The sequence below is a fragment of the Geodermatophilus sp. SYSU D01105 genome, assembly GCF_054050095.1.
The window spans coordinates 178489-202207 of record NZ_JBJGYR010000004.1 but is presented as its reverse complement, the minus strand read 5'-3'; the positions used below and the strand labels follow the sequence as shown (position 1 = coordinate 202207).

23 protein-coding genes are annotated in these 23719 nt (G+C 75.2%); 8 read left to right on the top strand and 15 right to left on the bottom strand.

Annotation, left to right across the window (positions count from 1 at the left end; genetic code table 11):
* The first annotated feature begins 58 nt into the window (after positions 1-58).
* The 3 genes from ACI79I_RS05450 to ACI79I_RS05440 all read left to right on the top strand — a co-directional run bounded on the left by ACI79I_RS05450 (position 59) and on the right by ACI79I_RS05440 (position 2393).
* Positions 59-1162 (top strand): flagellar biosynthesis protein FliA, encoded by a 1104-nt coding sequence (locus ACI79I_RS05450; protein ID WP_456991268.1) that lies wholly within the window; start codon positions 59-61, stop codon positions 1160-1162.
* A gap of 131 nt (positions 1163-1293) precedes the next feature.
* The gene (locus ACI79I_RS05445) at positions 1294-1638 is read left to right on the top strand and encodes a hypothetical protein (RefSeq protein ID WP_456991267.1); all 345 of its coding nucleotides are present in this window, start codon (positions 1294-1296) and stop codon (positions 1636-1638) included.
* 53 nt (positions 1639-1691) lie between these two features.
* Positions 1692-2393: a hypothetical protein gene (locus ACI79I_RS05440; protein ID WP_456991266.1), complete on the top strand. Its 702-nt coding sequence runs from the start codon at positions 1692-1694 to the stop codon at positions 2391-2393.
* Between the two features lie 70 nt (positions 2394-2463).
* On the opposite strand, the gene ACI79I_RS05435 is transcribed toward ACI79I_RS05440, so the two are convergent.
* From ACI79I_RS05435 to ACI79I_RS05415, 5 genes are all read right to left on the bottom strand, one after another.
* A complete protein-coding gene (locus tag ACI79I_RS05435) occupies positions 2464-4536 on the bottom strand; it encodes an NlpC/P60 family protein (RefSeq protein WP_456991265.1) in 2073 nt (690 codons plus the stop codon).
* A gap of 166 nt (positions 4537-4702) precedes the next feature.
* On the bottom strand, positions 4703-4912 hold the full coding sequence (locus tag ACI79I_RS05430) for a hypothetical protein (RefSeq protein WP_456991263.1): 210 nt from the start codon (positions 4910-4912) through the stop codon (positions 4703-4705).
* Positions 4913-5051: 139 nt separating this feature from the next.
* Positions 5052-6365 (bottom strand): citrate synthase, encoded by a 1314-nt coding sequence (locus tag ACI79I_RS05425; protein ID WP_456991262.1) that lies wholly within the window; start codon positions 6363-6365, stop codon positions 5052-5054.
* A gap of 100 nt (positions 6366-6465) precedes the next feature.
* Positions 6466-6978, bottom strand: coding sequence for a sugar 3,4-ketoisomerase (locus ACI79I_RS05420; protein WP_456991260.1), 513 nt, complete (start codon positions 6976-6978; stop codon positions 6466-6468).
* Between the two features lie 59 nt (positions 6979-7037).
* Positions 7038-8126: a DegT/DnrJ/EryC1/StrS family aminotransferase gene (locus ACI79I_RS05415; RefSeq protein WP_456991259.1), complete on the bottom strand. Its 1089-nt coding sequence runs from the start codon at positions 8124-8126 to the stop codon at positions 7038-7040.
* A 298-nt stretch (positions 8127-8424) separates the two neighbouring features.
* Here ACI79I_RS05415 and ACI79I_RS05410 point away from each other — a divergent pair, with 298 nt between their 5' ends.
* Positions 8425-10275, top strand: a complete 1851-nt coding sequence (locus tag ACI79I_RS05410; protein ID WP_456991258.1) for a glycosyltransferase — start codon at positions 8425-8427, stop codon at positions 10273-10275.
* 43 nt (positions 10276-10318) lie between these two features.
* Here ACI79I_RS05410 and ACI79I_RS05405 read toward each other — a convergent pair whose 3' ends face one another.
* From ACI79I_RS05405 to ACI79I_RS05385, 5 genes are all read right to left on the bottom strand, one after another.
* Positions 10319-10861 carry a GNAT family N-acetyltransferase gene (locus ACI79I_RS05405; RefSeq protein WP_456991257.1) on the bottom strand — a complete coding sequence of 181 codons (543 nt, stop codon included), beginning with the start codon at positions 10859-10861 and terminating at the stop codon, positions 10319-10321.
* A 37-nt stretch (positions 10862-10898) separates the two neighbouring features.
* Positions 10899-11141, bottom strand: coding sequence for an acyl carrier protein (locus ACI79I_RS05400; RefSeq protein WP_456991256.1), 243 nt, complete (start codon positions 11139-11141; stop codon positions 10899-10901).
* Positions 11138-12847, bottom strand: coding sequence for an HAD-IIIC family phosphatase (locus ACI79I_RS05395; RefSeq protein WP_456991255.1), 1710 nt, complete (start codon positions 12845-12847; stop codon positions 11138-11140). Before ACI79I_RS05395 ends, ACI79I_RS05400 begins: the two co-directional genes overlap by 4 nt.
* Positions 12828-13547 carry a class I SAM-dependent methyltransferase gene (locus tag ACI79I_RS05390; RefSeq protein ID WP_456991254.1) on the bottom strand — a complete coding sequence of 240 codons (720 nt, stop codon included), beginning with the start codon at positions 13545-13547 and terminating at the stop codon, positions 12828-12830. Before ACI79I_RS05390 ends, ACI79I_RS05395 begins: the two co-directional genes overlap by 20 nt.
* A gap of 138 nt (positions 13548-13685) precedes the next feature.
* Positions 13686-15089 (bottom strand): class II fumarate hydratase, encoded by a 1404-nt coding sequence (locus ACI79I_RS05385; protein ID WP_456991253.1) that lies wholly within the window; start codon positions 15087-15089, stop codon positions 13686-13688.
* Between the two features lie 189 nt (positions 15090-15278).
* Between ACI79I_RS05385 and ACI79I_RS05380 the strand changes: the two genes are divergently transcribed.
* Positions 15279-16337: a hypothetical protein gene (locus ACI79I_RS05380; RefSeq protein ID WP_456991252.1), complete on the top strand. Its 1059-nt coding sequence runs from the start codon at positions 15279-15281 to the stop codon at positions 16335-16337.
* A 92-nt stretch (positions 16338-16429) separates the two neighbouring features.
* Positions 16430-17104: a DUF1707 domain-containing protein gene (locus tag ACI79I_RS05375; RefSeq protein ID WP_456991251.1), complete on the top strand. Its 675-nt coding sequence runs from the start codon at positions 16430-16432 to the stop codon at positions 17102-17104.
* 21 nt (positions 17105-17125) lie between these two features.
* Here the strand turns inward: ACI79I_RS05375 and ACI79I_RS05370 are convergent, their stop codons facing one another.
* Both ACI79I_RS05370 and glpX read right to left on the bottom strand, forming a co-directional pair.
* Entirely contained in the window at positions 17126-17716 is a 591-nt protein-coding gene (locus tag ACI79I_RS05370) for a hypothetical protein (RefSeq protein ID WP_456991250.1), read from the bottom strand.
* A 100-nt stretch (positions 17717-17816) separates the two neighbouring features.
* On the bottom strand, positions 17817-18875 hold the full coding sequence (gene glpX / locus ACI79I_RS05365) for a class II fructose-bisphosphatase (RefSeq protein ID WP_456991249.1): 1059 nt from the start codon (positions 18873-18875) through the stop codon (positions 17817-17819).
* Positions 18876-19018: 143 nt separating this feature from the next.
* On the opposite strand from glpX, the gene ACI79I_RS05360 reads away from it, so the two are divergent.
* Entirely contained in the window at positions 19019-19621 is a 603-nt protein-coding gene (locus ACI79I_RS05360) for a DUF4245 domain-containing protein (RefSeq protein WP_456991248.1), read from the top strand.
* 34 nt (positions 19622-19655) lie between these two features.
* Here the strand turns inward: ACI79I_RS05360 and ACI79I_RS05355 are convergent, their stop codons facing one another.
* The 3 genes from ACI79I_RS05355 to ACI79I_RS05345 all read right to left on the bottom strand — a co-directional run bounded on the left by ACI79I_RS05355 (position 19656) and on the right by ACI79I_RS05345 (position 22525).
* Positions 19656-19907 carry an exodeoxyribonuclease VII small subunit gene (locus tag ACI79I_RS05355; RefSeq protein WP_456991247.1) on the bottom strand — a complete coding sequence of 84 codons (252 nt, stop codon included), beginning with the start codon at positions 19905-19907 and terminating at the stop codon, positions 19656-19658.
* Complete coding sequence (gene xseA, locus ACI79I_RS05350; RefSeq protein WP_456991246.1) at positions 19904-21124, bottom strand: exodeoxyribonuclease VII large subunit; 1221 nt, start codon at positions 21122-21124, stop codon at positions 19904-19906. Before xseA ends, ACI79I_RS05355 begins: the two co-directional genes overlap by 4 nt.
* A gap of 108 nt (positions 21125-21232) precedes the next feature.
* Complete coding sequence (locus ACI79I_RS05345; RefSeq protein WP_456991245.1) at positions 21233-22525, bottom strand: hypothetical protein; 1293 nt, start codon at positions 22523-22525, stop codon at positions 21233-21235.
* Between the two features lie 132 nt (positions 22526-22657).
* On the opposite strand from ACI79I_RS05345, the gene ACI79I_RS05340 reads away from it, so the two are divergent.
* Complete coding sequence (locus ACI79I_RS05340) at positions 22658-23629, top strand: 4-hydroxy-3-methylbut-2-enyl diphosphate reductase (protein WP_456991244.1); 972 nt, start codon at positions 22658-22660, stop codon at positions 23627-23629.
* Positions 23630-23719: the final 90 nt, after the last annotated feature.

The window sequence follows — 23719 nt, the reverse complement described above, 5'->3', positions numbered from 1 at the left end:
GGGCCGGGCCCCGCACGGGGCCGCCGTCTGTCTTCCCCGCAGCCGCCCAGGAGTCCCGGTGAACCACCGCAGCACCCCCATCGACGTCCCCGCCGACCCGAGCGGCACGCGGAACCGCGCCCCGCTGGTGTTCGGCGGCATCCCCGAGGCCGAGGGCTGGGCGCTCGCGCCGATCACCCCCCGCGACCGGGTGCACTTCCGGGTCGACCGGGAGCTGCCCCTCGACGACTTCCGCCGCGAGCTCCCCGACGGCGTGACGGTCAGCTTCGACGAGGGTGAGGGCCTGTACCGGGTGGACGGCGCCTGCGGAACGGCGCAGGTGCTGGCCGACTGGGTGCGCGCCTGGTGCGCCGGGCGCGGGTACACCACGGTGGGGCTGCGCGCGGAGACCGACGTCCGCCGGCGGGCGCCGCGGGACCTGCCGCCGGCCTACCTCGACGCGCTGTGCCGGCACTACCTGCCGGTCAGCCTCAAGCGGCTGCAGCGCAACATGAGCACGATCCGGCTGCACCTGCCCGACCCCGACGACCTCACCCAGCAGGTGAGCGAGTGGATCCTCAAGGCGGTCGGGCAGTACGACGAGACCAAGGGCGTGCCCTTCGGCGCGTTCCTGGCCACCCAGCTGTCCAAGTGGGTGCACGACCTGGGCCGCAACGCCCACGGCCGGACCGCCGCGGACACGGAGAACAAGCAGCAGAAGGCGATCGCGGCCTTCGTCAACGAGCACCAGCGCAAGCCCACCGAGAAGGAACTGGCCGCCTACATGGGCCAGAGCGTCGCCACGCTGCGGCGCAACTCCCAGACGGTGGCGACGCTCAACGGGCTGCGCAACCTGCAGTCCCTCGACGGCGGCCCGGACGCCACGGAGATCATGCTGCCGGACACCGCCGAGGCGCCCGACGAGATCATGGGGGAGGCGGAGCAGACGCTGCTGTCGCACGCGCTGACCGCCGCCTGCGCGCCCGACCCCACTGCGCGGCCCGACCAGCGGGCGGGCCAGCCCAACGTGCTGGGGTGGGCGACGTGGTACCTCACCACGTGGGGTGGCCGCACGAAGACGCAGCTGTCGGCCGACCTCGGGACCTCGGTGCGCAACATGAACGTGCACGCCGACCGGGTGGAGCGGGCGCTCAAGCAGCGGTTGGCCGAGCTCGCGGACTGACTCGTTCCGTCAGCCGGAAATGGCCGGGACACGGGTCGATTGCGGGCCGGGCCTGCCGATATCTCCTCCGTGAGCAACCGCACGGGGAACCGCCGGAGCAGCGGGACCGTGCCGGGTCGGGACGGCGCCCGGTGAGCGCCCTCGCCGCTGGGGAGCCGATGCCCGACGTCCTCGTGCCGCGCTGGCTGACCGGCGCCGACCGGGAGCAGCTCGCCGAGGTCGTGCGCCGGGCGCTGGCGGACGCCGGCGTGCACCCGGTGGCCGCGATCCACCTGTCCGACGTGCTGACCGAGCTGCACGTCGCCGCCGCGCGGGACGCGGTGTGGCCGGCTCCGGCCGCCCGCGTGCGCCGGGTCACTGGCTGGGCCGCCGACGTGCTGCCCGTGCGGCTGTCGGCCCAGGAGCTGGCCAGCGTGCTCGAGCTGCCGGGGCTCCCCGCGCGGCTGCGGACCGCGCTCGACCGGGGGCGCGCGTGACCCCCGGCTCCACGAGCCGGTCCGGGCTGCTGTCTCGACTGCGGCCGGCGCCGGTGACCGTCCCGGACCTGCGCCGGGCCGCCGACGAGGTGATCCCGGCGCTGGCCACCGCATCCCTGCGCCTGGCCCTCGTCGAGGACCGCGTCGACGGGCCGCTGCTCGTCGTCGAGGAGGCCGAACGGCGGCTGCGCGTGCCGCTGCGGGACCTCGCCGAGGACATGACCGACGCCCGTGTCGGGAGCGGACCCGAGGCGGTCGCGGCCGCGCTCGTCGCCTGGGTCGACGCCCGCCCGGTGCCCGACGCCCTCGCCGCGGAGGCGGGGGTCGCCGTCCTGGACTGGACCGACTCCAGGCAGACCGCGGTCGGCTGGCGCGTCGTCGTCCGGCGCGGCCGGTCGGCGCTGCCCTGGGCGCCCTCGCCCGGTGCCGATCGGCGGACCGTCGAGGCCGTGCGCCACGCGGCGGCCGGTCGCGCCGCAGTCGTCGGGGGTGTGCTGCGCGTCGAGGGCCCGGTCGCGCTGTGGTCGCACCCCGAGGTGCCGCTGCTCGCCTCCGCCGTCCTGGGGACGCCGGAGCGCCTGCTGGACCGCATCGCGGCGGCGGGCCTCGCGGTGGACGACGTCCACGTCGTCGTGACGCCCGGCTCGCCGGTCGCCTGTGCCGGGGCCGGCGTCGCCGCCCGGCTGGCCGGGGAGACCGGCGAGGCGTGCGTGCGGCTGCCCTGGCGGCAGCTCGCCCACCTGCGCTGGACCTGAGCGGGACCCCCGCGGCTCCCGCCCCGGGTGCCGGCCCCCTGATCCCCGACCGGCGAGCGATGGGCTGCGCTCAGGCGAGGTTGCCGAACTCCCAGTGCCAGGGCTCGGGCTTCTCGCCGCCCGGCCGCGCCCAGTCCGGCTGCACGAAGCCGAAGCGGCCGGCGTGCGCGGCCATCCACGCCGACTGGGGCGTCCCGGCGACGTTGATGCCGCCGCACAGGTCGACCGCCAGGGCCCAGCCGTGGTTGGACGTCCCGGGCACCGCCGCCAGCTGCGGCTTGGTGCGGAACGCGGTCACCTGGCCGGCGAGGGAACGGTAGCTGTCGGTGATGCACAGCGGGCGGTCGAAGGCGGCCGCGAAGGCCTCGGCCATCGCCGCGTAGCCGGCAGCGGCGTCGCAGCGGAGCGCGTGGCCCCGGGCGATGGAGCACAGGGCGCCCGTCGGGATGCCCCCGTTGGTCCAGCCGCCCCACGCCGGGCTCACCCCGCCCACCGCCGTGGGCGCGCCGCAGGCGGCGCGTCCCGCGGTGCCGGCAGGCAGGAGGCCGTTGGGCTCCGCGGGCGCCGGGAGGGTCACCCGCACGGCGCCCGCCGCGTCGGACACCGTCCGGACGGCGACCTGGTAGCCGGCCCCCGAGGCCGTGACGACCTGGCCCTCGCCGAGGGAGATCCCGACGTCGGTGCCGCCGTCGGCGAAGACGAGGTCGCCCACCTGCAGCTGTGACAGCGGGACGGCCGCGCCGCCGGCCCACTGGTCGGCCGGCCACGTCGGCAGCGCGTACCCGGCGAGCAGCCACGCGCCGGAGGCCAGCCCGCCGCAGTCGTAGGCGTCGGGACCGCTGCGTCCGGGCACGTAGGGCTTGCCGAGCTGGGCCAACGCGCTGCTGACCGCCGCGATCGTCTCCGCGGGCAGCACGGTCACCGGCCGGTTGCCGACGACCGCCCAGGCCACCCCGGGCACCACCTGGCCGGAGCCGTCCCGGGTGGGGGAGAGCCCTGCCGGGAGCGACGCCGGGTCGGCGAGTGCGGCCGCGGACGGCGGCTCGATCCCGGCGCCGGACAGCTGCACGAGGTAGTCCTGCCACCGCTGCAGCGCCTGCCGGTTGGTCTCCTGCTGCGCCGCGACCGCGGGTCCGGCGCCCAGGCCCGCCAGACGGGCGGCCACGTCGGGGCGCAGTCCGGCCGCGGAGGTCCGGACCTCGTCGAGGACGGCAGCGGCCTGCCGCGAGACGGCGGCGACGGCGGCCTCCGCGGTGGCCACCCGGTCCGCGGCGACGGCGACGTCGGCCGCGGCGCGGTCGGCCCGCGCCACGGAGGTCTCCAGGTCCCGCTGCCCGAGCTCGGCCAGGCCCTGCGCGTACAGGACGTCCGAGGTGGTCGAGGCCTCCTGCACGCTCAGCTCGAGCAGCGGGGCCCGCTCCTCGGCCGTCGTCCGGTAGAGCGCGGCGGCGCGTCCGCCGACCGCCTGCCGGGCCGCGGCGAGGCGCTCCCCGGCGGCGCGCTCGGCCTCCCGCGCGTGCTGCAGCGCGGCCTGCCGGTCGGCCAGGAGCCGCTCCAGGCTCCGGTAGCGGGCGGCGCTGTCGAGCATCGAGCTTCGCGCGGCCAGGGCGAGGCCCGCGGTGTCGGTGGGTTCGGCCGCGGTGCCGGCCTGCTGGGCGCCCGGTGCGAGGACGCCGGCCAGCACGGGCAGGACGAGCCCGAGGGCGGTGAGGGACAGGCGCACCGACCAGCGACGCCGGTCGACCGGGGGCCGGGGGCGGCGGGTCTTCCTGCCGGCTGCCGTCCGGCGGCGCGGCTGTGTGCCCGGACGCCGACGCGCCGGGCGGGGCTCGGGGGTGATCGTCCCGGGACCGGTGCCGGCGGCGCGCGCGGCGAGGACCGCCCGGAGCGCGGCGGCCTCCTGGGCGGTCAGCGGGGGCCGGGTCGTCGTGCCGACCGGGGGTGCGGACCGGCGGGAGGCCGTGGTCCGGGGCCGGGCGGTGCCCTGGCCGCGGGCGGCGGTGGTGCGGGCGCGGCCGGCGGACGGGGGAGGAGCCGCGGCCGCGGACGCCTGCCGGAGGGCGGCCTGGCGCAGCGCGGCCTGGCGGAGGGCGGCCTCCCGGGTCGTGCCCGCCCGGGGCGCCGTCGTGCGTGGTGCAGGCACTGCGGGTCCCCCGGCGGTCTCGTCGTACGTGGCCACGAGCGCCGCGGAGTGCGGAGCTCGTGGCCGTCGTATCGACGGGCCGGGCGGGCGACCGGAGGGGGCCGGGGGACGGCGTCACCCCTCCGGGGGAGGGTGGACCGCGGGTGGCACCCGATCGGTGTACGGGTCAGCGGTCGCCGTCGGTGCGGTCTCCCGGGGGCCACCACGCCCCGTGGCGGTGTTCGAGGGGGATCCGGAGCTGTCCGCCGTCCTCGGTGGAGACCACGAGCTCGACCGAGGCCACCCGGCGGTCGGTGCCGTCGACGTGGACCACCGCACCGGTCGCCAACGGCACGGGCGGGAGGACCAGGTCGTCGTCGGACGAGGACTCGGCCATCGATCTCCTTCCCGGGAGGGCGACGGGCCGCCGGGGCGGCCCGTGGTGGGGACGGCGCCGCCCATGCTGGCAGAGCGGCGCCGACAGACGCCGAGGTCCCGTCGTCCGGGCGGACGACGGGACCTCGGTGGGTCCTCGCTCAGCGGTCGGCGATCTCCACGAACGCCCGCTCCTTCTCCCCGGTGTAGACCTGCCGGGGCCGGCCGATCTTGGTCGCCGGGTCGGCGATCATCTCGCGCCACTGGGCGATCCAGCCGGGCAGCCGGCCCAGCGCGAACAGCACGGTGAACATCCGGGTCGGGAAGCCCATCGCCCGGTAGATCAGCCCGGTGTAGAAGTCGACGTTCGGGTAGAGCTTGCGCTGGATGAAGTAGTCGTCGCTGAGCGCGATCTCCTCCAGCCGCCCCGCGAGGTCGAGCAGCTCGTTGTTGCCGCCGAGCTTGGCCAGCACGGTGTCGGCGGTCTTCTTGATGATCGCCGCGCGCGGGTCGTAGTTCTTGTAGACCCGGTGCCCGAAGCCCATGAGCTTGACGCCGGGCTCCTTGTCCTTGACCCGCGCGACGAAGCGGTCCACGTCCCCGCCGTCGCGCTGGATGGCCTCGAGCATCTCCAGCACCGACTGGTTGGCGCCGCCGTGCAGGGGGCCGAACAGCGCGTTGATGCCGGCCGACACCGACGCGAACAGGTTGGCCTGCGAGGAGCCGACCAGCCGGACGGTCGAGGTCGAGCAGTTCTGCTCGTGGTCGGCGTGCAGCACGAAGAGCATGTCCAGCGCCGCGGCGATCTCCGGGTCGACCTCGTAGGGCTCCGCGGGGAACCCGAAGGTCATCCGGAGGAAGTTCTCCACCAGGCCCAGGGAGTTGTCCGGGTAGAGGAACGGCTGGCCGACCGACTTCTTGTACGCGTAGGCGGCGATCGTCGGCAGCTTGGCCAGCAGGCGCAGCGTGGAGATCTCGACCTGCTCGGCGTCGAACGGGTCCAGGGAGTCCTGGTAGAAGGTCGACAGGGCGCTGACCGCCGAGGAGAGCACCGGCATCGGGTGGGCGTCCCGCGGGAACCCCTTGAAGAACTGCTTGAGGTCCTCGTGCAGCAGCGTGTGCCGCCGCAGCCGCGAGTCGAAGTCGGCCAGCTGGTCGGCCGTGGGCAGCTCGCCGTAGATCAGCAGGTAGCTGACCTCGACGAAGCTGGCCTTCTCGGCGAGCTGGTCGATCGGGTAGCCGCGGTAGCGCAGGATGCCGGCGTCGCCGTCGATGTAGGTGATGGCCGACGTGCAGGACGCGGTGTTGACGAAGCCGATGTCGAGGGCGACCGTGCCGGTCGTCGACAGCAGCTTGCCTGTGTCGATTCCGTCGGCCCCCTCCGTGGCCGGGACCACGCGCAGGGGCAGTTCTCCACCGGGATAGCGCAGGGATACGTCGGCGGTGCCGGCGGGTGCGCTCGCTGTCTCGCTCATCAACCCCGGACGCTACTGCCTGTGGCGCACGTTCGGGCGGCGGGGGGCGGGGCAATGCCTGCGGTGTCTCCCCGCGTGGGCGGGCGGTGCGGGTCGTAGGTCAGACGTCCGGCGACGCGGCGAGGCCTCGAGCGAGCTGGAACTCGTCGTAGTCCCGGTAGTAGTCCGCCTCGTCGTACGTGAGCGAGGCCAGCACCAGGCTCACGCTGCCGCTGGAGAAGTTCTCCAGGTGCGTCCAGATCATGCTGGGCACGTAGAGCCCGTAGTAGGAGCGGTTGAGCGAGAACCGCTCGTGCTCACTGCCGTTGTCGACGATGACATCGAAGCTGCCGTTCGCCGCGATGATGAGCTGCTCGAGCTCTCGGTGCGCGTGGCCGCCGCGCGACTCGCCACCAGGGACGTCGTAGAGGTAGAACACCCGCTGGACGGCGAACGGCACGTGCGTCCCGCCCTCGATGAAGGTCAAGTTGCCCCGGGGGTCGACGATCCGGGGCAGCTCGACGATCCGGCAGCCGAGGGCCTCGCCCCCCTCCGGCCAGCCCTTGTCCGCGGCGCGGCGTCCCCACGGGTTCCGCCGTCGGTCAGGGAGGCTCTCCGGCGTCTCGACTGGCATGCCCTCAGCAAACAGGATCCGCGTGGGGCCGCAGGTGAGGTGCACGGTGAGTCGTGGTGTCAGGCGGCCCGACGGACGGCGGAGCAGACCTGGTCGACCTCCGCGTCGGTCAGGTACGCGAAGCAGGGCAGGCTGATCACCTCGGCGCACGCCCGCTCGGCCTCCTCCGCGCCCGTGGACCCCGGCCGGGCAGCGAGACCCGGCTGGAGGTGGTCTGGCACCGGGTAGTGGACTGCGGTGGCGACGCCGAGCTCGGCCAGCCGGCGCGCGAGTCCGTCCCGGTCTGAGCACCGTCCGACGGCGAGGTGCCCGACGTCGCCGTCAGCCGGTCCGGGGAACTCCAACCCCGTCCCCTCTGCCGCCGTGGCGTAGGCGGCCAGGATGTCCCGACGGCGGGCGTTCCAGGCGTCGACGTGCGGGAGCTTGACCCGTAGGACAGCCGCCTGGAGCTCGTCGAGGCGGGAGTTGCGCCCGCCCGGATCACGAGCCAGGTAGCGCTCCGACCAGCCGTACTGGCGCAGCGACCTCACCCGCGCGGCCAGCTCGGGCGACCGGCAACTGAGCGCCCCGCCGTCACCGGCCGCCCCGAGGTTCTTGGTCGGGTAGAAGCTGAACGTCCCGACGTCACCGAGGCTGCCGCACCGCCCGGCGGTCGTGCCCGCCCCGATGGCCTGGGCGCAGTCCTCGACGATGGCGACATGCGCGGGCAGGGCGGCGCGCAGCGCCGGGACATCGGCCACCCGCCCGTAGAGATGGGTGACGACGACCGCTGCCGTGCGTTCCGAGCAGGCGGCCGCCGCGCTGGCGGGCTCGAGCAGCAGCGTGCGGGGGTCGACGTCGGCGACGACGACCCGCGCGCCGATCGCCCGTGCCGCCGCGGCCGCGTATCCGCCGGCGTTGCCGGTGCTCACCACCTCGTGGGCCGCGGTCGTGCCCACGGCGCGCAGCGCGATCTCCAGCGCGTCGGTGCCGTTGCCGACGCCGATCACGTGGGGAACGCCGAGGAAGTCGGCCAGCTCCCGCTCGAAGCAGGCGTGCTCGTCGCCGTGTACCAGGTGGCCGGAGCGGAGTGTGGCGAGTACCGCCGCTTCCAGCTCGCGTTGTAGTGCGCGGTACTCGCGGGCGGTCTCGTTGAAGGGGACGGGCATCTCTCGAGGACCTCACAAGGCGGGGAGCGGAGCCGCGGGCACGGTCCCATGAAGCTACTGCCGGTCCGGACGGGGCTGCTGCGGCTGCTGTGGCTGCGCGCGTCGTCACAGGACCGGACCTCCGTGGCTCCGGAGGGGTCCTCTACTACCGTCCGCACGCGCACCGCTTGTGTCCCGGCGGCCTCCCGTCCGAGTGCGACCGGTGGGCACTGCGCACTGCACTCCCCTCGTCCTGCTGACCGCAGCGGCCTGTGCGATGCGCCCCAGCGACGATGATGGAGCCGAACGTATGCAGGGCGTGACGACCGCCGACCCCCGTCTGCAGGACAACCGGAGGGCCTACGAACAGGTCGTGGACGCGGTCCGCAGCCACGCACGGCGTGGAGACGTCGAACAGGTCCTCCGCACCGCCGCGGTTGCCGCGGCGTTCGCCTACAACGCGCCGACCGGCGCTCTCAGCGATCCCGACCTGGAACGGCTGGTCCGGGACGCCGTCCGCGGCGACGGAGCCGTTCGGGTCGACCGGGGCCGAGGGAACGGCAGGGTCCTCCACGTGCTGTCCGAGGGGTACGCAGTCGGGGGGCACACCCGACTGGTCTGGCGCTGGATGGAGCGTGACCCGCGCCCGGCCGACGTCGTGCTCACGATGCAGCACGCTCCGGTGCCGGGGAGCCTGCGCGCGGCCGCTGAACGCGCCGGTGGGCGCATCTACGACCTGCGGGAGGGATTCCCGGCCCTGGCCGCGCGCGCGGAGGTGCTGCGGGGCCTCATGGCCGGAGCCGGCACAGTCGTGTTCCACGTCCACCCCTACGACACGGTGGCCCTGGCAGCGGCGTCCCTCCCCGGGCCCCGTCCGCCGATCGTCCACGAGAACCACGCCGACCACACGTTCTGGCTCGGCCTGGGCTCGGCCGACCTCGTGGTGGAGAACCGGGCCGCCGGTCGCCGGGTCAGCCGTGAGCTGCGGGGTGTGCCGGAGCACCGGCTTGCGGTGCTGCCGCTGCCCGTCCAGCCCGTGGGAGCCACTGCCTCACGCAAGAGCATCCGGGCGCAGTTCCGCCTGCGCCCGGGTCAGGTCGCCGCGATCTCCGTCGCGACCGCGATGAAGATGGCGCCGATCTGGGGACGGGGCTTCGACGAGCTGCTCGCTGGCGTGCTGAGCGAGATCCCGCAGTTGGCGATCGTCCTGGCCGGCCCGACAGCGGACGGCCCCTGGCAGCGACTGCAGTCCGGCTTTCCCGGGCGGGTGTTCCCGCTGGGGCTCGTGGAGGGCGTGGAGGGCGGTCTCTACCCCGGCATGGACCTGTACCTGGACTCCTTCCCCTGCGCCAGCGGCACCTCGATCCTCGAGGCCGCGGTCGCCGGCCTGCCCCCGGTCAGCCTGCAGCTGCACCAGGGCTACGCCGAGGTCTTCCACGCCAACGCGCCGGGGCTCGCGGAGACCGGCTACGCCCAGACCAGCGAGGACGCGTACGTGGCGGCGCTGCGCGCCCTCGTGGAGGACCCCCAGCTGCGCCGGGACCGGGGGGAGCGCGCCCGGTCGGAGGTCTTGGCAGCCCATTCCGGGCCAGCCTGGAACGCCGCCCTGGAGCAGGTCTACCGGCAGGCCCACGAGGTCCCCGCGGCCGATCTCGACGAGTTCACGGAGCCGGGACACGACAACGGCTACGGCAGCACGTTGCTCCCCTTCACCCTGGGCCGAGGTGTGGCGCCCGAGCCGGCCGCCTTCGGCCGTGCCCTGGGCCAGCAGATGGACGACCGCCTGCGCTGTGACCTCTTCGTGGCGGCCCAGGACCGTAGCGAGCGCCGGTTGTCGGTCCGAGTCGCCCGTGGCTGGGAAGACCATGCGGCCTGGACCATGCGGCTCGTGCAACTGGCCCACGTCCACCCGGGACTCACGGTGAGCCTCCCGCTGGTGGCCGACGACGACGGGTCGGGAGCCCGGAGCGTGCAGGTCCTGGGGCCGCTCCTCGCCGCGATCGGCCTGACCACCGACGACTGCGGGGACCTCAACCTGGACCCGGGGTGGCCTCGGTTCACCGGGCCCGCCCTCGCGGCGGAGCTGTCCCCGGAGCTCTCGGTGCTGGAGCAACTCGAGCTGATCCTGGGCTCGCCGCTGTGGGACGACGCCCCGCGCGGCCGGGGCTAGACGCCTCCCGGGCGCGGACCATCCGGTACGCGCCGGTGATGGGTCAGCGGGCCGCGGAGGACCTGCGCAGCAGCTCCGCGGCCCGCTCGGCCATGCCGTACAGCAGGGGACCCGACGTCGTCCACAGCTCTGAGGTCATGTGGCCCTCCACGGCGTCGTGGACCTCGTCGCTGATGCGGGCGTACGCCGGGAGGACCCGGCTCATCGCGACGCCGTACCGCTCGTGGAAGGCGACGACCGGGCGGTTGCCGGTGAGGACCCGCAGGACCAGCGACTCCAGGCCCAAGACGGTGAAGGCCGTCTCGTACACCATCCAGACGCTTGCCGCAGCGGCCAGGGAGCCCGGCCGGAGGACCCAGCGGCCCCACTCGCCGTGGTCGCCTCGGACGTCATAGATGCCGACGAAGCCCTCGGTGGAGCCGTCGGAGACACGCTCGACGGTCCAGTAGTAGTCGCCGTCCCGTTCGAAGTAGGCCTCGAGCCATCGAGTCTGGGCCTCCACCGATGACGCCGTCGCGTGGATGAAGCGGGAGAGCACCGGGTCGCTGCGCAGCCGCAGGATCTCCGCGGCGTCGTCCAGTCCCACCGGCCTCAGGCGGAACGCCGGCCCGTCGAGGTGGACGTCATGCCGCAAGGTGTCGCTCCGCCGCCGCCACGATCGCGGCCGACCCGTCGAGCGCGGCCATCTCCTCCTCCGAGAAGGTGACGCCGAGGTCCTCTTCGACCGCGTAGATAATCTCGATGTGGCTCAGCGAGTCCCACTCGGGGACCTGCGCCCGCCCCAGCGGCGCCTCCGGGGGGCTCGGCAGCTTGAGCACCAGCGTGAGCACGTGGTTCACGCGGGCCTCGACGTCGTCGCGGGTCATTCCTGTCCTTCCCAGGTCACAGCGACGGGGGAGCCGCTGACGAGAGCGCGGCACGCGGCGGGGTCCCACGTCAGGGGCACCTCGCCGGGCGTGTCCACGGGTGTGGTGCTGTGGGCCGCGAGCCAGGCGCGCGCCGGCTCGTTGCGGGGGCCCGGGGTGTAGGCGACGGCGGCGGAGCCGGCGCCGGTCTCCTCCATCAGGCGGCCGACGGCGGCGGCCAGCAGGACGTCCTCGACGCCCCGGCCCAGTGCGCGGCAGCTGACGCACAGCTCCTCGACCACGAGGCGGTCGTCCGCGCCGCGCCGCCCGGCCACCAGCGCGACCACCCCGCTGTCGGAGAGCCGGTCGCGCAGCGCCGCGGTGACGACGTGGACATCGCCGTCGGCCAGCCAGTGGCCGAGCTCGGCCGGGCCGGTCCGGCGCAGCGCGGTGTTGAACTGGTTGGTCTTGGCCGTGAGGGCGGCCATCCGGGCGAGCTGGCCGGGATCGTCCAGGGTGAGGCGCAACCCCACCCGCAGCGACCGCAGGTAGGCGTCCGGGTCGCTGGAGGCCGACCGCGCGCGCTCGGTGGCGGCGGCCAGGTCGGCGGCCCGCAGGGCGTCCTCGTCGGTCCGGGCGTGTCCGTGCAGGCCGGGGAAGAGGGCCAGCGCGGTGCTGGTCGCCGCGGGGTCGGCGGCGTGCAGCAGCCCGCCGATGCGCACCCCGGCGGCCACCTCGGCCAGCTCTCCGGCGTTGTCGTCGACGAAGACCACTGCCTCCGTCGAGATCCGCAGGGTGGCCGCGGCCGCGGCCACCCCCGCGCTCTTGGCGCCCCAGCCGACGGCCCGGGCCGAGAAGTCCTCCAGCCGGAGCGGGAAGTCGGTGCGCGTGGCGAACAGCGCCTCGACGTCGGCGGGCTCGTTGCGGGAGACCAGGGCGAGCAGGACGCCGTCCCGGCCGAGGTCGCGCAGGCGCTCCTGCAGCGCCCGGTGCTCCGGGGTGAGGACCACCCCGGCCGGCCCGTCCTCGCCCAGCACCCCCCGGTACAGGGTCATGTCCAGGTCCACGGCGAGGGCCTTGACCGGGGGCGCGACGAGCGCGGGCAGCCAGCGCAGACCCATCCGCTGGGCCGTCAGCACGGCGGCACCCGCGCTCATCCGGGTACCCGCGACGTCCCTGGCCCGGGGGTCGACGAACCCCTCGCCGACCCGTGCCGCGATCGCGGACAGGTCGGCGACGGCCACGCCTGGTACGTCCCGGCAGCACCGCACCAGCTCCCGGTTGACTGCCGCGGCGGCGGGGTCCGGCCCGGGCCGGTCGGCGACCAGGACCGGGGCGAGCGTCCGCGCCCGCAGGGTGACCAGCCGCTCGCGCAGCCAGTCGCCGAGCGTGACCGGGTCGGTGCCCGCGTACCGCTCGAAGTCCAGCCAGACCACCTCGACGTCCGCGGTCGCGTCCCCCTGTCCGACCGTGCTCAGCGAGTCGTCGTAGTCGCCGTACTCGACGGTGGCCGACAGGTTCGCGTAGGCCAGGAACGGGGGGAGGAGCGAGGCCACGTACTCGAAGGCCGTGTTGCGGTGCACTCGGATGCGCAGCTCGCGCGTCGGCCAGGAGGCCGACAACGGCAGCAGGTCGAGCCGCCGGGGGCTCTCCCCGAGGACGACGGGCTGCCACTCGACGCGGCGGAGGGAGTCCTCCAGGACGGCCTCAGGGCTTGGCGACGACATAGATCTCCGCGGCCGAGTCGGGGTAGCGCTCCCCGAGCTGCATGTAGGCGTCGAGCACCTCCTGCGTCCACTGCTCGGCCGTCTGCGCGTTCGACAGCGGCTTGAGCCAGTAGCCGCCGGTCGTCGTGACCGTCCAACCGGCGGCCGCGAAGTCGGCCTGCAGGCCCGGCAGGTCGTACACCCGGCGGTGCCCGTGGTGCAGGTCGGTCTCGTTGAGGGCGTCCTCCGTGGGCAGCAGGCCCATGAGGACGGCGGCCTGGCGGTGCAGGCTGTGGGAGTTCGGCACCGCGGCCAGGGCCACGCCGCCGGGGGCGACCCACTGCCGCACCCGCTCGAGCAGCCCGACGGGGTCGATGACGTGCTCGAGCACGTGGCCCAGGACGACGGTGTCGAACTGCTCTCCAGGGGCGTACTCCTCGAACAGCGAGTGGACGACGGTGGCCGCGGGGAACCGGCTCGTCAGCTGCCGGCAGAAGGTGGCCGACCCGTCGACGAGGGTGAGCTCGGCGAAGTGCTCGGCGAGGCGGTCGGTGACCAGACCCTCCGCCGGCCCGAGCTCCAGGCACCGGTCGCCCTGCCAGTGCCGGGCAAAGATGCCGGCCAGGTACCGCAGGCCGGTGGGCATCGGCCCGTCGGTGTACCAGCTGTCCTCAGCGATGGCCTCGAGCCGGTCGAGCTCCGTCTGGTTCGTCACCGTCACGCCGCCAGTTTCCCAGAACGGCCGTCTGGTGCCCTTGTCCATGAGGTGACGCGCGGGGCTCGCGGCAATTGCGTCACACCAGTCTCGACAGCCCATGCCGCCAGCGGACCGGAGCCCCGGTCCGCCGGCGGCGTGAGGTCACGGGTGGGTCATCGAGAGGACGTCGAGGGCCTCGTCGAGCTGGGCCTCGGTCAGCTTGCCCTGCTCGACGTAGCCGCGCTCGACGACCACTTGGCGGATCGTCTTCTGCTCGGCCAGCGACTGCTTGGCGACCTTCGCCGCCTCCTCGTAGCCGATGTACTTGTTCAGCGGCGTGACGATCGAGGGGGAGGACTCGGCGTAGGTCCGGCACTGCTCGACGTTGGCGACGATCCCGTCCACGCAGCGGTCGGCCAGCAGCCGGCTGACGTTGGCCAGCAGCCGGATCGACTCCAGCACGTTGCGGGCCATGAGCGGCAGCGTCACGTTGAGCTCGAAGACGCCGGTGGTGCCGGCGAAGGTCACCGCGGCGTCGTTGCCGATCACCTGGGCGCCGACCTGGATGACCGCCTCGGGGATCACCGGGTTCACCTTGCCCGGCATGATCGAGCTGCCCGGCTGCAGGTCGGGGAGCTGGATCTCGCCCAGCCCGGTGCGCGGGCCCGAGCCCATCCAGCGCAGGTCGTTGGCGATCTTCACCAGGCCCACGGCGATGGTCTTCAGCTGACCCGACCCCTCCACCAGGGCATCGCGCGAGCTCTGCGCCTCGAAGTGGTTGCGCGCCTCGCTCAGCGGCAGGTCCAGCTCGGCGGCGAGCCGGTCGATGATCGCGGCGGCGAAGCCGGGCGGGGTGTTGATCCCGGTGCCGACGGCGGTGCCGCCCAGGGGCAGCTCGCCGATCCGCGGCAGGGAGGCCTCCAGCCGCTCGACGCCGTAGCGGACGGCCGCGGCGTAGCCGCCGAACTCCTGGCCGAGGGTGACCGGGGTGGCGTCCATGAGGTGGGTGCGGCCGCTCTTCACGACCTCGGCGAACTCCGCCTCCTTGCGGGAGAGGGACGCCTCGAGGTGGCGCAGCGCCGGGATGAGGTCGCGGACGATGGCCCTCGTCGCGGCGACGTGGATCGCCGAGGGGAACACGTCGTTGGACGACTGCGAGGCGTTGACGTGGTCGTTCGGGTGCACGGCCGAGCCGAGCGCCTCGGTGGCCAGCGTCGCGATGACCTCGTTGGTGTTCATGTTGCTCGACGTCCCGGAGCCGGTCTGGAAGACGTCGATGGGGAAGTGCTCGTCCCACTCACCGCGGGCCACGGCGGCCGCGGCGGTGCCGATCGCCTCGGCGGTCTCCTGCGGCAGGACGCCCAGCGAGGCGTTGACCGCGGCGGCCGCGCCCTTGATCGCCGCCAGGGCCCCGATGAGCTCGCGCTCGATCGGCGTGCCGGAGATGGGGAAGTTCTCGACGGCGCGCTGCGTCTGCGCCCGCCACTTCGCCCAGGCGGGGACCCGTACCTCCCCCATCGAGTCGTGCTCGACGCGGTAGTCCGTGCCGTCCTGCTGTGCGACCACGCTGCGCTCCCGGGGTGGTGTGTGGTGACAGTGCTCCGCGCCGACCCTAGAAGGGCCCCGTCCTCCTCACCGCTCGCGGGCTCGCGGCGAGCCTCCGGACGGGGGCCGGGCGGGGCGACGGTCCTGGCCGCGGCAGGACGTGGCCCCTACCATGCCGAGGCCGGTCACCCGCACCCGAGGAGCCCGAGCATGTCGCAGCCGCCGTACCCGCCGCGCGGCGGGAAGGGGTCCTCGGGCGAGCAGTCCGGCGGGCCGGACCAGGGCGCCGACCGGCCTCCCCAGCAGCCCGGCGCCGGCGGGCCGGACGACACGACCCAGCGCCTGGGGTCCTCCGGCGGGACGCAGGAGATCCGGCCGGGGGAGGCGCTCCCTCCACCGCCGCCCGCTCCCGGCGAGCGGCAGGAGACCCGCGAGTTCGACCAGCCGACCTTCGGCCACCAGCCGGGGTACGGCGGCCCGCAGGCCGGGTACGGCCAGCCGCCGCCCCACGGCCAGCCGCCCTACGGACAGCAGCCCGGCTGGGGGCAGCCGCCGCCCCACGGCCAGCAGTCCGGTTGGGGTCCGCCCGGCTACGGCCAACCGCCGTACGGGCAGCAGCCCTACGGCCCGCCGCCACACGGCTCGCCCGGCTACGGCCCACCGCCCTACGGCTCGCCCGGCTACGGCCAACCGCCGTACGGGCAGCAGCCCTACGGCCCGCCGCCCTACGGGCAGCCCGGCTACGGCCCGCCGGGCCACGGCGGCCCGGGCGGGCCGGGCACCGGCGCTCCCGGGGGACCCGGCCGCGGTCGCAGACGCAGCACGGTGGTCGCCCTCGTGGTGGCGGCGCTGGCCGTCCTCGCCGCCGTCGGGGTGGGGCTGTTCCTCCTGCTCCGTGGCGGCGACGGGGGCCCGGCGCCGGACGCCACGGACCCCCCGGCGTCGCAGACCTCGACGTCCCCTCCGGAGCCCTCCGAGGAGACGTCGCCGGCTCCGGAGCAGCCGTCCACCTCTCCGCCGTCCCCCACGGGCGCGCCGGGCACCGGCGGGGTGCCGGCCGACCTGCCGCCGGGCCGGCCGGCTCCGACCGGCGGGGACCCCGGTGTCCAGTCGGCCGCCGACGCGTGCGCGGAGGGCCTCATGGCCCTCTGCGACGTCCTCCGGTTCTTCGACGGCGACCCGGACCTCCAGCCGTACGCCGACTACGGCGCGACCTGCGGCGGCCGCAACGAGGCGAGCGGGACGCTGTGCACCGACCGGTACCGCTGATCCCCGGCGCCACCGGCCCCGCCCTCCGGGCCCACGAGGAGGCGGGGCCGTCGTCGTCCGGGACCGTCACCTGCTCGGCTACGGTCGGGGCCGTGACCTCGGAAGCCGCTCCCGACCCCGACCGGCCGCCGGTCGTCCGCGTCTCGGACACCGACCGCGAGGCGACGGTCACCCGGCTCCAGACCGCGCTCGCCGAGGGCCGGATCGACCTGTACGAGTTCGGCGACCGCGTCGAGGGCGTCTACGCCTCCGTCACCACGGCCGACCTCGACCGGCTCGTGGCGGACCTGCCCGTCGACGCCCCGCCGCCGGTCGAGATCGTCGGCACCCGGGTGCCGGAGACGATGACGTCGGTCTTCGGCGACATCAAGGTCGAGGGGACCGCCGACGTCCCGCGGGACGCCTCGACGGTGTTCGGCGACATCCGGCTGGACCTGCGCAACCTGCGCACCGACGCCGAGCGGATCGACCTGGTGCTCGGCACCGTCTTCGGCGACGTCGACGTGATCGTCGCCGAGGGCGTGGACGCCGAGATCTCCGGGTGGACGGTGTTCGGCGACCGGAAGACCCAGCTGGCGCCGGTGCCACGGGTGGCCGGGACGCCGCGGGTCGTCGTCCGCGCCCGGACGGTGTTCGGCGACCTCAAGCTGCGCAGCCTGGCACCGGGGGAGTCGCCGAGCCGGTGGCGGGCGGTCATGGACCGGCTCGCGCAGCGGCACCTGCCGCCGCCCCCGCCACCTGCGCCGCTGTCCCGCCCGGGCGCCTGACCCGGGTGGGAGCCGACGGCCTCAGTCGCCGTCGTGGCGCCACCAGCCGCCGGACCAGGAGTCCCGGGCGACGGCGTCGGCGATCCGGTCGGGCAGGTCCGCGAGGATCCGGTCGGCCTTCTCCCGGGACAGCCGGCCCTCGGCCACGGCCTGGTCGATCCGCTCGCGGGCCGCCGTGGTGAGCGCGTCGACGAGGTCCTGCGTGGCCACGCCCCGCTGGGCGGCGACGTCGGCGAGGCTCGTCCCCTCCTGGGAGAGCGCGTCCCGGAGCTCGTCGGTGGTCATGCCGAGCGCCTCGGCGACGGTCTGCAACCCGGCCTGCCAGGCGCCGCCCCACCCGTGGTGGCCGCCGTGCCACCAGCCGGGACCGACGTCGGCGTCCTCCAGCGTCGCGGCGACCGCGTCGGCCTGCTCCTGGGTGATCGTCCCGTTCGCCACCAGGCCACCGAGCGCGTTCGTGATCGCCTCGCGCCGGCTGCCGCCCTCGTCGGGGTCCGCCGTGGACGGCGCGGGCGTCGGTGCCGGCGAGGGGTCCGCGACCGCCACGCCGATCCCGGTCAGCGCCAGCGCACCCGCTGCCCCCAGGGTCGCGACCAGCGTCCTCTTGCGCATGGCATCCCCTTCCTGTGCCGGCGCTCGGGCCGGGAGCCCGGCGTCCGGCTCCAGGGTGGCCCGGGGACCTGTGACGGACCTGTGAGTCCGGAGGGCCGGCTCAGTCCTCCTGGTGGCCGCGGTCGAAGGGCACCGCGGAGTAGGCGCGCAGCTTCTGCAGCGAGTGCAGGCTCTCGATGGAGCGGATCGTGCCCGACCGGGAGCGCATGACGAGCGACTGCGTGGTGCAGCCCCCGGCCCGGTACTGCACGCCGCGCAGCAGCTCGCCGTCGGTGATGCCGGTGGCGACGAAGAAGACGTCGCCGCGCACGAGGTCGTCGATGTGCAGCACCCGGTCGAGGTCGTGCCCGGCGTCGACCGCCTTCTGCCGCTCGTCGTCGTCCTTGGGCCACAGCCGGCCCTGCAGCGCACCGCCCATGCACTTGAGCGCGCAGGCGGCGATGATCCCCTCCGGGGTGCCGCCGATGCCGAGCAGCAGGTCCACGCCGGTGCCCTCGCGGGCCGCGGCGATGGCGCCGGCGACGTCGCCGTCGGTGATGAACTTGATGCGGGCGCCGGCCTGGCGGACCTCGTGCACCAGCTGGTCGTGCCGTGGGCGGTCGAGGATGCACACGGTGACGTCCTCGACCGTGCAGTGCTTGGCCCGTGCCACGCGGCGGATGTTCTCCGCGACCGGGACGGTGATGTCGACGACGTCGGCCGCGGCGGGGCCGGTGGCCAGCTTCTCCATGTAGAAGACCGCCGACGGGTCGTACATCGCGCCGCGGTCGGCGACCGCCATGACCGCGATCGCGTTGGGCATGCCCTTCGCCATGAGGGTGGTGCCGTCGATCGGGTCGACCGCGACGTCGCACTCCGGGCCGTGGCCGTCGCCCACCTGCTCGCCGTTGTAGAGCATCGGCGCCTCGTCCTTCTCGCCCTCGCCGATGACGACGACGCCGTTCATGCTCACCGTGCCGATGAGCGCCCGCATCGCGTCGACCGCGGCGCCGTCCCCGCCGTTCTTGTCCCCGCGGCCGACCCAGCGGCCCGCGGCCATCGCCGCCGCCTCGGTGACCCGGACGAGCTCCAGGGCCAGGTTGCGGTCGGGTGCGGGCCGGTCGGCGAGGAACGTGCTGCCGCTGGAGGTGGTGGGGCCGTCGGGCAGGGGCAGGGACACGCAGACCTCCTGGTGGAAGGACCCCGTCCCGCCCACCCCTGGCGAGCTCGGGGTGTGCCCTGGACGGGGCCAGGTGCGGGGACGGCGGGGCCGCACGGACGCTGGGCGGCGGAGTGGGGGAGCAGTCCTGACATCCTAGGGGGATGACCGGACCCGGCCCGACGAGCGAGCGCCCCACGGAGACCCCCGCCCCGTCCCCCGCGATCGAGCGGGCCAACCGGCTCAGTGCGGCCAACATGGTCCGGTCGCTGGCGCCGCTGGTCCTCATCTGCCTGCTGATCGTGGGGTGGGTGGCCTTCCGGCAGTCCGGGGAGGAGCGGGTGCTCCAGGTCGACCCGAGCACGACCGTGCAGCTGGCCGCCGAGCGCGCCGCCTACCCCCTGGTCGCTCCCACGGACCTCCCCGACGGCTACCGGCCCACCAGTGCGCGCACCGATGCCGGTCAGGCCGACGAGGGCGACCCGGTCACCGTCGAGATCGGCTACCTGACCCCGGCGGAGGAGTACGTCGGCTTCGTCGTCAGCGACGACGCCCGGGCCGAGCCGGTCACCCGCGTCCTGGACGGCGCCGAGGAGCAGGGCACCGTCGACGTGGCCGGCCGGTCCTGGACCCGGTCCACCACCGAACGCGGGGAGACCGCGCTGTGGCGGGAGGACACCGGGGTGACCGTGCTCGTCACCGGCTCCGCCGACGACGCCGAGCTGGAGGAGGTCGCCGCCGCGGTGCAGCCGGTCGCGGTCGGCTGAACCGCCGGAGGCTCACCGGGCCGCCGCTCCGGCGTCAGCTCCGGTCGGCGCCCTCGGCCGGGGTGGCGGCCGACAGCCGCTCCCGGGCCCGGTCGAGCCAGTGCTGGCACAGCTCGGCGAGCTGCTCGCCGCGCTCCCACAGGGACAGCGACTCCTCGAGCGTGAGGCCCCCGGCCTCCAGCCGGCGCACCACGTCGGCGAGCTCCTCCCGGGCCTGCTCGTAGGTCGTCGTCGGCTCGGTCGGCGCCTCGCCCACCATGCCCTCGGCACGCTCCTGGTCGGTCACGGCTGCCCATCCTCCCTGTCGACCCGGACCGGCAGCCGGCCACCCGCCACCCGCACCGACAGCCGCTCGGCGTCGGCCACCTCGGCCGGGTCGCGCACCAGCGAGCCGTCGGCCCGCTGGACGACGGCGTAGCCCCGCTCCAGGGTCGCCGCCGGGGACAGCGCCGCCACGCGGGCGCGAGCGTGCTCGAGATCGCGCTCGGCCCCCTCCAGCCGGTGGGTGAGGGTGCGCCGCGCCCGGCTGCGCAACTGCTGGACGTCCTCCTCGCGGCCGTGCAGCAGCCGGTCGGGGGAGGCCAGGACCGGACGGCTGCGCACGCTCTCCAGCCACCGCTCCTGCTGCTCGAGCCGGGTGGCCAGCAGGTGCCGGGCCCGGGCGCGCAGCCCGTCGACCAGCCGCCGCTGCTCGCCGATCTCGGGCACCACCCGGTGCGCGGCGTCGGTGGGGGTCGCGGCCCGCACGTCGGCGGCGTGGTCGACCAGGGTGGTGTCGGTCTCGTGCCCGACGGCGGTCACCACCGGCGTGCGGCAGGCCGCGATCGCCCGCACCAGGCCCTCGTCGGAGAACGGCAGCAGGTCCTCCACCGAGCCTCCGCCGCGGGCGACCACGATGACCTCGACGGCGGGGTCGGCGTCCAGCCGGCGCAGCCCGTCGATGACCGAGGCGGCCGCGCTGGGCCCCTGCACCAGGCTGTGGTGGACGGCGAAGCGGACGGCCGGCCACCGGCGCCGGGCGGTGACCAGCACGTCCCGCTCGGCGGCGCTGTCCCGGCCGGTGACCACCCCGACGACGGCGGGGGCGAAGGGCAGCGGCTTCTTGCGGGCGGTGTCGAACAGCCCCTCGGCGGCGAGCAGCCGGCGGATGCGCTCGATGCGGGCCAGCAGCTCACCGAGGCCGACGGCGCGGATCTCGGTGGCGCGCAGGGAGAACGAGCCGCGGGCGATGTAGTAGTCGGGCCGGGCACGCACGATCACCCGGGCGCCCTCGGTCAGCTCCAGGCCGGGGCGGTCGGCGACGTCCCGCGCGCAGGTGACCGGCACCGACAGGTCGGCGGCGGGGTCGCGCAGGGTGAGGAAGACCGTCGCCGCCCCGCGCCGGGACAGCTGCGCGATCTGTCCCTCGACCCACACCTCCCCGAGCCGGCCGATCCACTCGGCGACCTTGCGGGCCACCGTGCGGACCGGCCAGGGGGCTTCCGGGGTCGACGGCGCGGTCATGCCCCCGAGCGTGCCAGGCAGGGACGACGTCCCCGGGAGGGTGTCCTGGTCCCCGGCCCCCTGCAGGGTCCCGCCGCGCGTGCGTGAGCCGTGCGGACGGGACCTGCGTCACATGCCGCGCGGCGCCAGGGGGCTGGCCTCCACCGCCTGCCGCTCGAGCTTCTCCAGGCGGTTGCGCAGCATCCGCAGGTAGGGCTCGCGGCTCCGGGTCGCCTCCTCGTAGGCCACCAGGTCCTGCACGGTGGCCAGCTGGTAGCCGCGGAGCCGGCCGCGGAGCTGGGCGATCGTGAAGTTGTCGTACCCCTCGACCGGTGCGGCGCCGGCGGCCGCGGCCCCGGCGGTGTCCGCCGCCTCGTCCGCTTCCGCGGGCGTGGTCTCCTCGACGTCGGTGCGGTGCCCGGTGGCCGCGGCGACCGTGGTGCCGCCCTCGTCGGTGGCCGGCAGCTCCTCGGCGGCGTCGGCCGGCGCCGCGGGCTCCTCGGCGGTCTCGGGCGCGGCGACGCCCTCGTCGGTGATGGTCCCCTCGACGGTGGCCACCCCGCCGTCGGGGGTGACCACGTCGACGCCGGTCGCGGTGTCGGCCGGCGCCGCGGGCTCCTCGGCGGTCTCGGGCGCGGCGACGCCCTCGTCGGTGACGGTCCCCTCGACGGTGGCCACCTCGCCGTCCGGGGTGATCACGTCGACGTCGGTCGCGACGTCGGGGGTTTCCACGGCGGGAGCGCCGTCCAGCTCCCCGACCGGCGAGCCGCCCGGGTCGCTGGGCGCGGTGGTCGGCGCCTCGTCGGAGATGGCCTCCGGCAGGTCGGTCGGGCTCTCCGCGATGAGGTCGGTGTCGACCGACCCCTCCGTCGTGCCGCCGTCGACCAGGGCGCTGTCGGGGGCGCCGTCCGCCTCGAGCAGGGCGGTCTCCAGCGCGTCCTCGGTCGTCAGCCCGGGCTGGGCCAGGTCGAGGTGCGCGGCCTCGACCTCGTCGGTGATGTCCTGCAGGGCCTCGACCACCTCCTCGGGCGCCGGCTCGGGAGGCAGGCCGGAGACCTCGTCGTCGATGAGGTGGGCGACCTCCTCGGCGAGTTCCTCGTCGTCCACGGTGTCGGCGGCGGTGTCGGCCGCGCGGTCGAAGGCCGAGGTGTGCACCCCGTTGCCGGACGGGGCGGCCGGGCGGTCCTCGTCGAAGGTGGCCAGGCCCGGCTCGTCCTCCCCGCGGATCCCCGTGAACACCTCGTCGCCGCGGGCCACCAGGCCGGCGTAGGACTGCTGGAGCTTCATCGTGGCCTGCATGGCCAGGCCGATCACCCGGACCGGCAGGGCCGGCAGCGTCTGCGGCAGCCGGCGGGCCTCGTCGAGGACGGTGGCGGCCAGGCCGGCGACGGCTCGGATGGCCTGGGGGATCTCACGCGACATGCCCCAAGCCTGCCCCAGGCTCGGGAGGATGGCAGCCTCACCTCGGCCGACGCCACCCGGACGGGCGCAGGAGGTGGCGGGCGTCTCCTCGCGGGGCCCGGCCGGCGCCGGCTCCCCACCTACCATGGGGGCATGGCTGATCAGCGCGGACGCGTCCTGCTCGCCGATCCCCGGGGCTACTGCGCCGGCGTGGACAGGGCGGTGGTCGCGGTCGAGCGGGCCCTCGAGATCCACGGCGCCCCGGTCTACGTCCGCAAGCAGATCGTCCACAACAAGCACGTGGTGGCCACCCTGGAGCGCCGGGGTGCGGTGTTCGTCGACGAGACCGACGAGGTGCCCGAGGGCGCGGTCGTCGTCTTCAGCGCCCACGGCGTCTCCCCGGCCGTGCACGCCGAGGCCGCGGCGCGGCAGCTGCGGACCATCGACGCCACCTGCCCGCTGGTGAGCAAGGTCCACTCCGAGGCCAAGCGGTTCGCCAAGGAGGACTACGACATCCTGCTGATCGGCCACCGCGGTCACGAGGAGGTCGAGGGCACCTCCGGCGAGGCGCCGGAGCACATCCAGCTCGTCGACGGCGTCGAGGACGTGGAGCGGGTGCAGGTCCGCGACCCCGAGAAGGTCGTGTGGCTGTCGCAGACCACGCTGTCGGTCGACGAGACGCTGGCGACCGTGGACCGGCTGACCGCCCGGTTCCCCGGGCTGCAGTCCCCGCCGAGCGACGACATCTGCTACGCCACCCAGAACCGCCAGCAGGCGGTCAAGCAGATGGCTCCCTCGTGCGACCTGGTCATCGTCGTGGGATCGACGAACTCCTCGAACTCGGTGCGCCTGGTGGAGGTGGCGCTGGAGGCCGGCGCCCGGGCGTCGCACCTGGTCGACTTCGCCTCCGAGATCGACCCCGGCTGGCTGGACGGCGTGACCACCGTCGGCGTCACCAGCGGCGCGTCGGTGCCCGAGGTCCTGGTCAGCGAGGTGCTCGACTGGCTGGCCGAGCGCGGCTACCCGGACGTCGAGACGGTGAAGGCCGCCGAGGAACGCCTGGTGTTCGCGCTGCCGCACGAGCTGCGTCCCCGCCGCCGGGAGCCCGCCACCGACGAGGCCTGAGCGGGCGGCCCGGCCCTGCAGGGGCGGGGCCTGGCGAGGGGCTGAGGTCCCTGGCCGCTGGAACGGACCGACGCCGGGCTCGGCGTGCGT

Coding starts and splice junctions, on each gene's coding strand:
- ACI79I_RS05360 (WP_456991248.1), top strand. CDS start 19,019: ATGACCGGACCCGGCCCGACGAGCGAGCGCCCCACGGAGACCCCCGCC.
- xseA (WP_456991246.1), bottom strand. CDS start 21,124: ATGACCGCGCCGTCGACCCCGGAAGCCCCCTGGCCGGTCCGCACGGTG.
- ACI79I_RS05425 (WP_456991262.1), bottom strand. CDS start 6,365: ATGAGCGAGACAGCGAGCGCACCCGCCGGCACCGCCGACGTATCCCTG.
- ACI79I_RS05370 (WP_456991250.1), bottom strand. CDS start 17,716: ATGCGCAAGAGGACGCTGGTCGCGACCCTGGGGGCAGCGGGTGCGCTG.
- ACI79I_RS05415 (WP_456991259.1), bottom strand. CDS start 8,126: ATGCCCGTCCCCTTCAACGAGACCGCCCGCGAGTACCGCGCACTACAA.
- ACI79I_RS05430 (WP_456991263.1), bottom strand. CDS start 4,912: ATGGCCGAGTCCTCGTCCGACGACGACCTGGTCCTCCCGCCCGTGCCG.
- ACI79I_RS05420 (WP_456991260.1), bottom strand. CDS start 6,978: ATGCCAGTCGAGACGCCGGAGAGCCTCCCTGACCGACGGCGGAACCCG.
- ACI79I_RS05380 (WP_456991252.1), top strand. CDS start 15,279: ATGTCGCAGCCGCCGTACCCGCCGCGCGGCGGGAAGGGGTCCTCGGGC.
- ACI79I_RS05400 (WP_456991256.1), bottom strand. CDS start 11,141: ATGACCCGCGACGACGTCGAGGCCCGCGTGAACCACGTGCTCACGCTG.
- ACI79I_RS05340 (WP_456991244.1), top strand. CDS start 22,658: ATGGCTGATCAGCGCGGACGCGTCCTGCTCGCCGATCCCCGGGGCTAC.
- ACI79I_RS05395 (WP_456991255.1), bottom strand. CDS start 12,847: ATGTCGTCGCCAAGCCCTGAGGCCGTCCTGGAGGACTCCCTCCGCCGC.
- ACI79I_RS05345 (WP_456991245.1), bottom strand. CDS start 22,525: ATGTCGCGTGAGATCCCCCAGGCCATCCGAGCCGTCGCCGGCCTGGCC.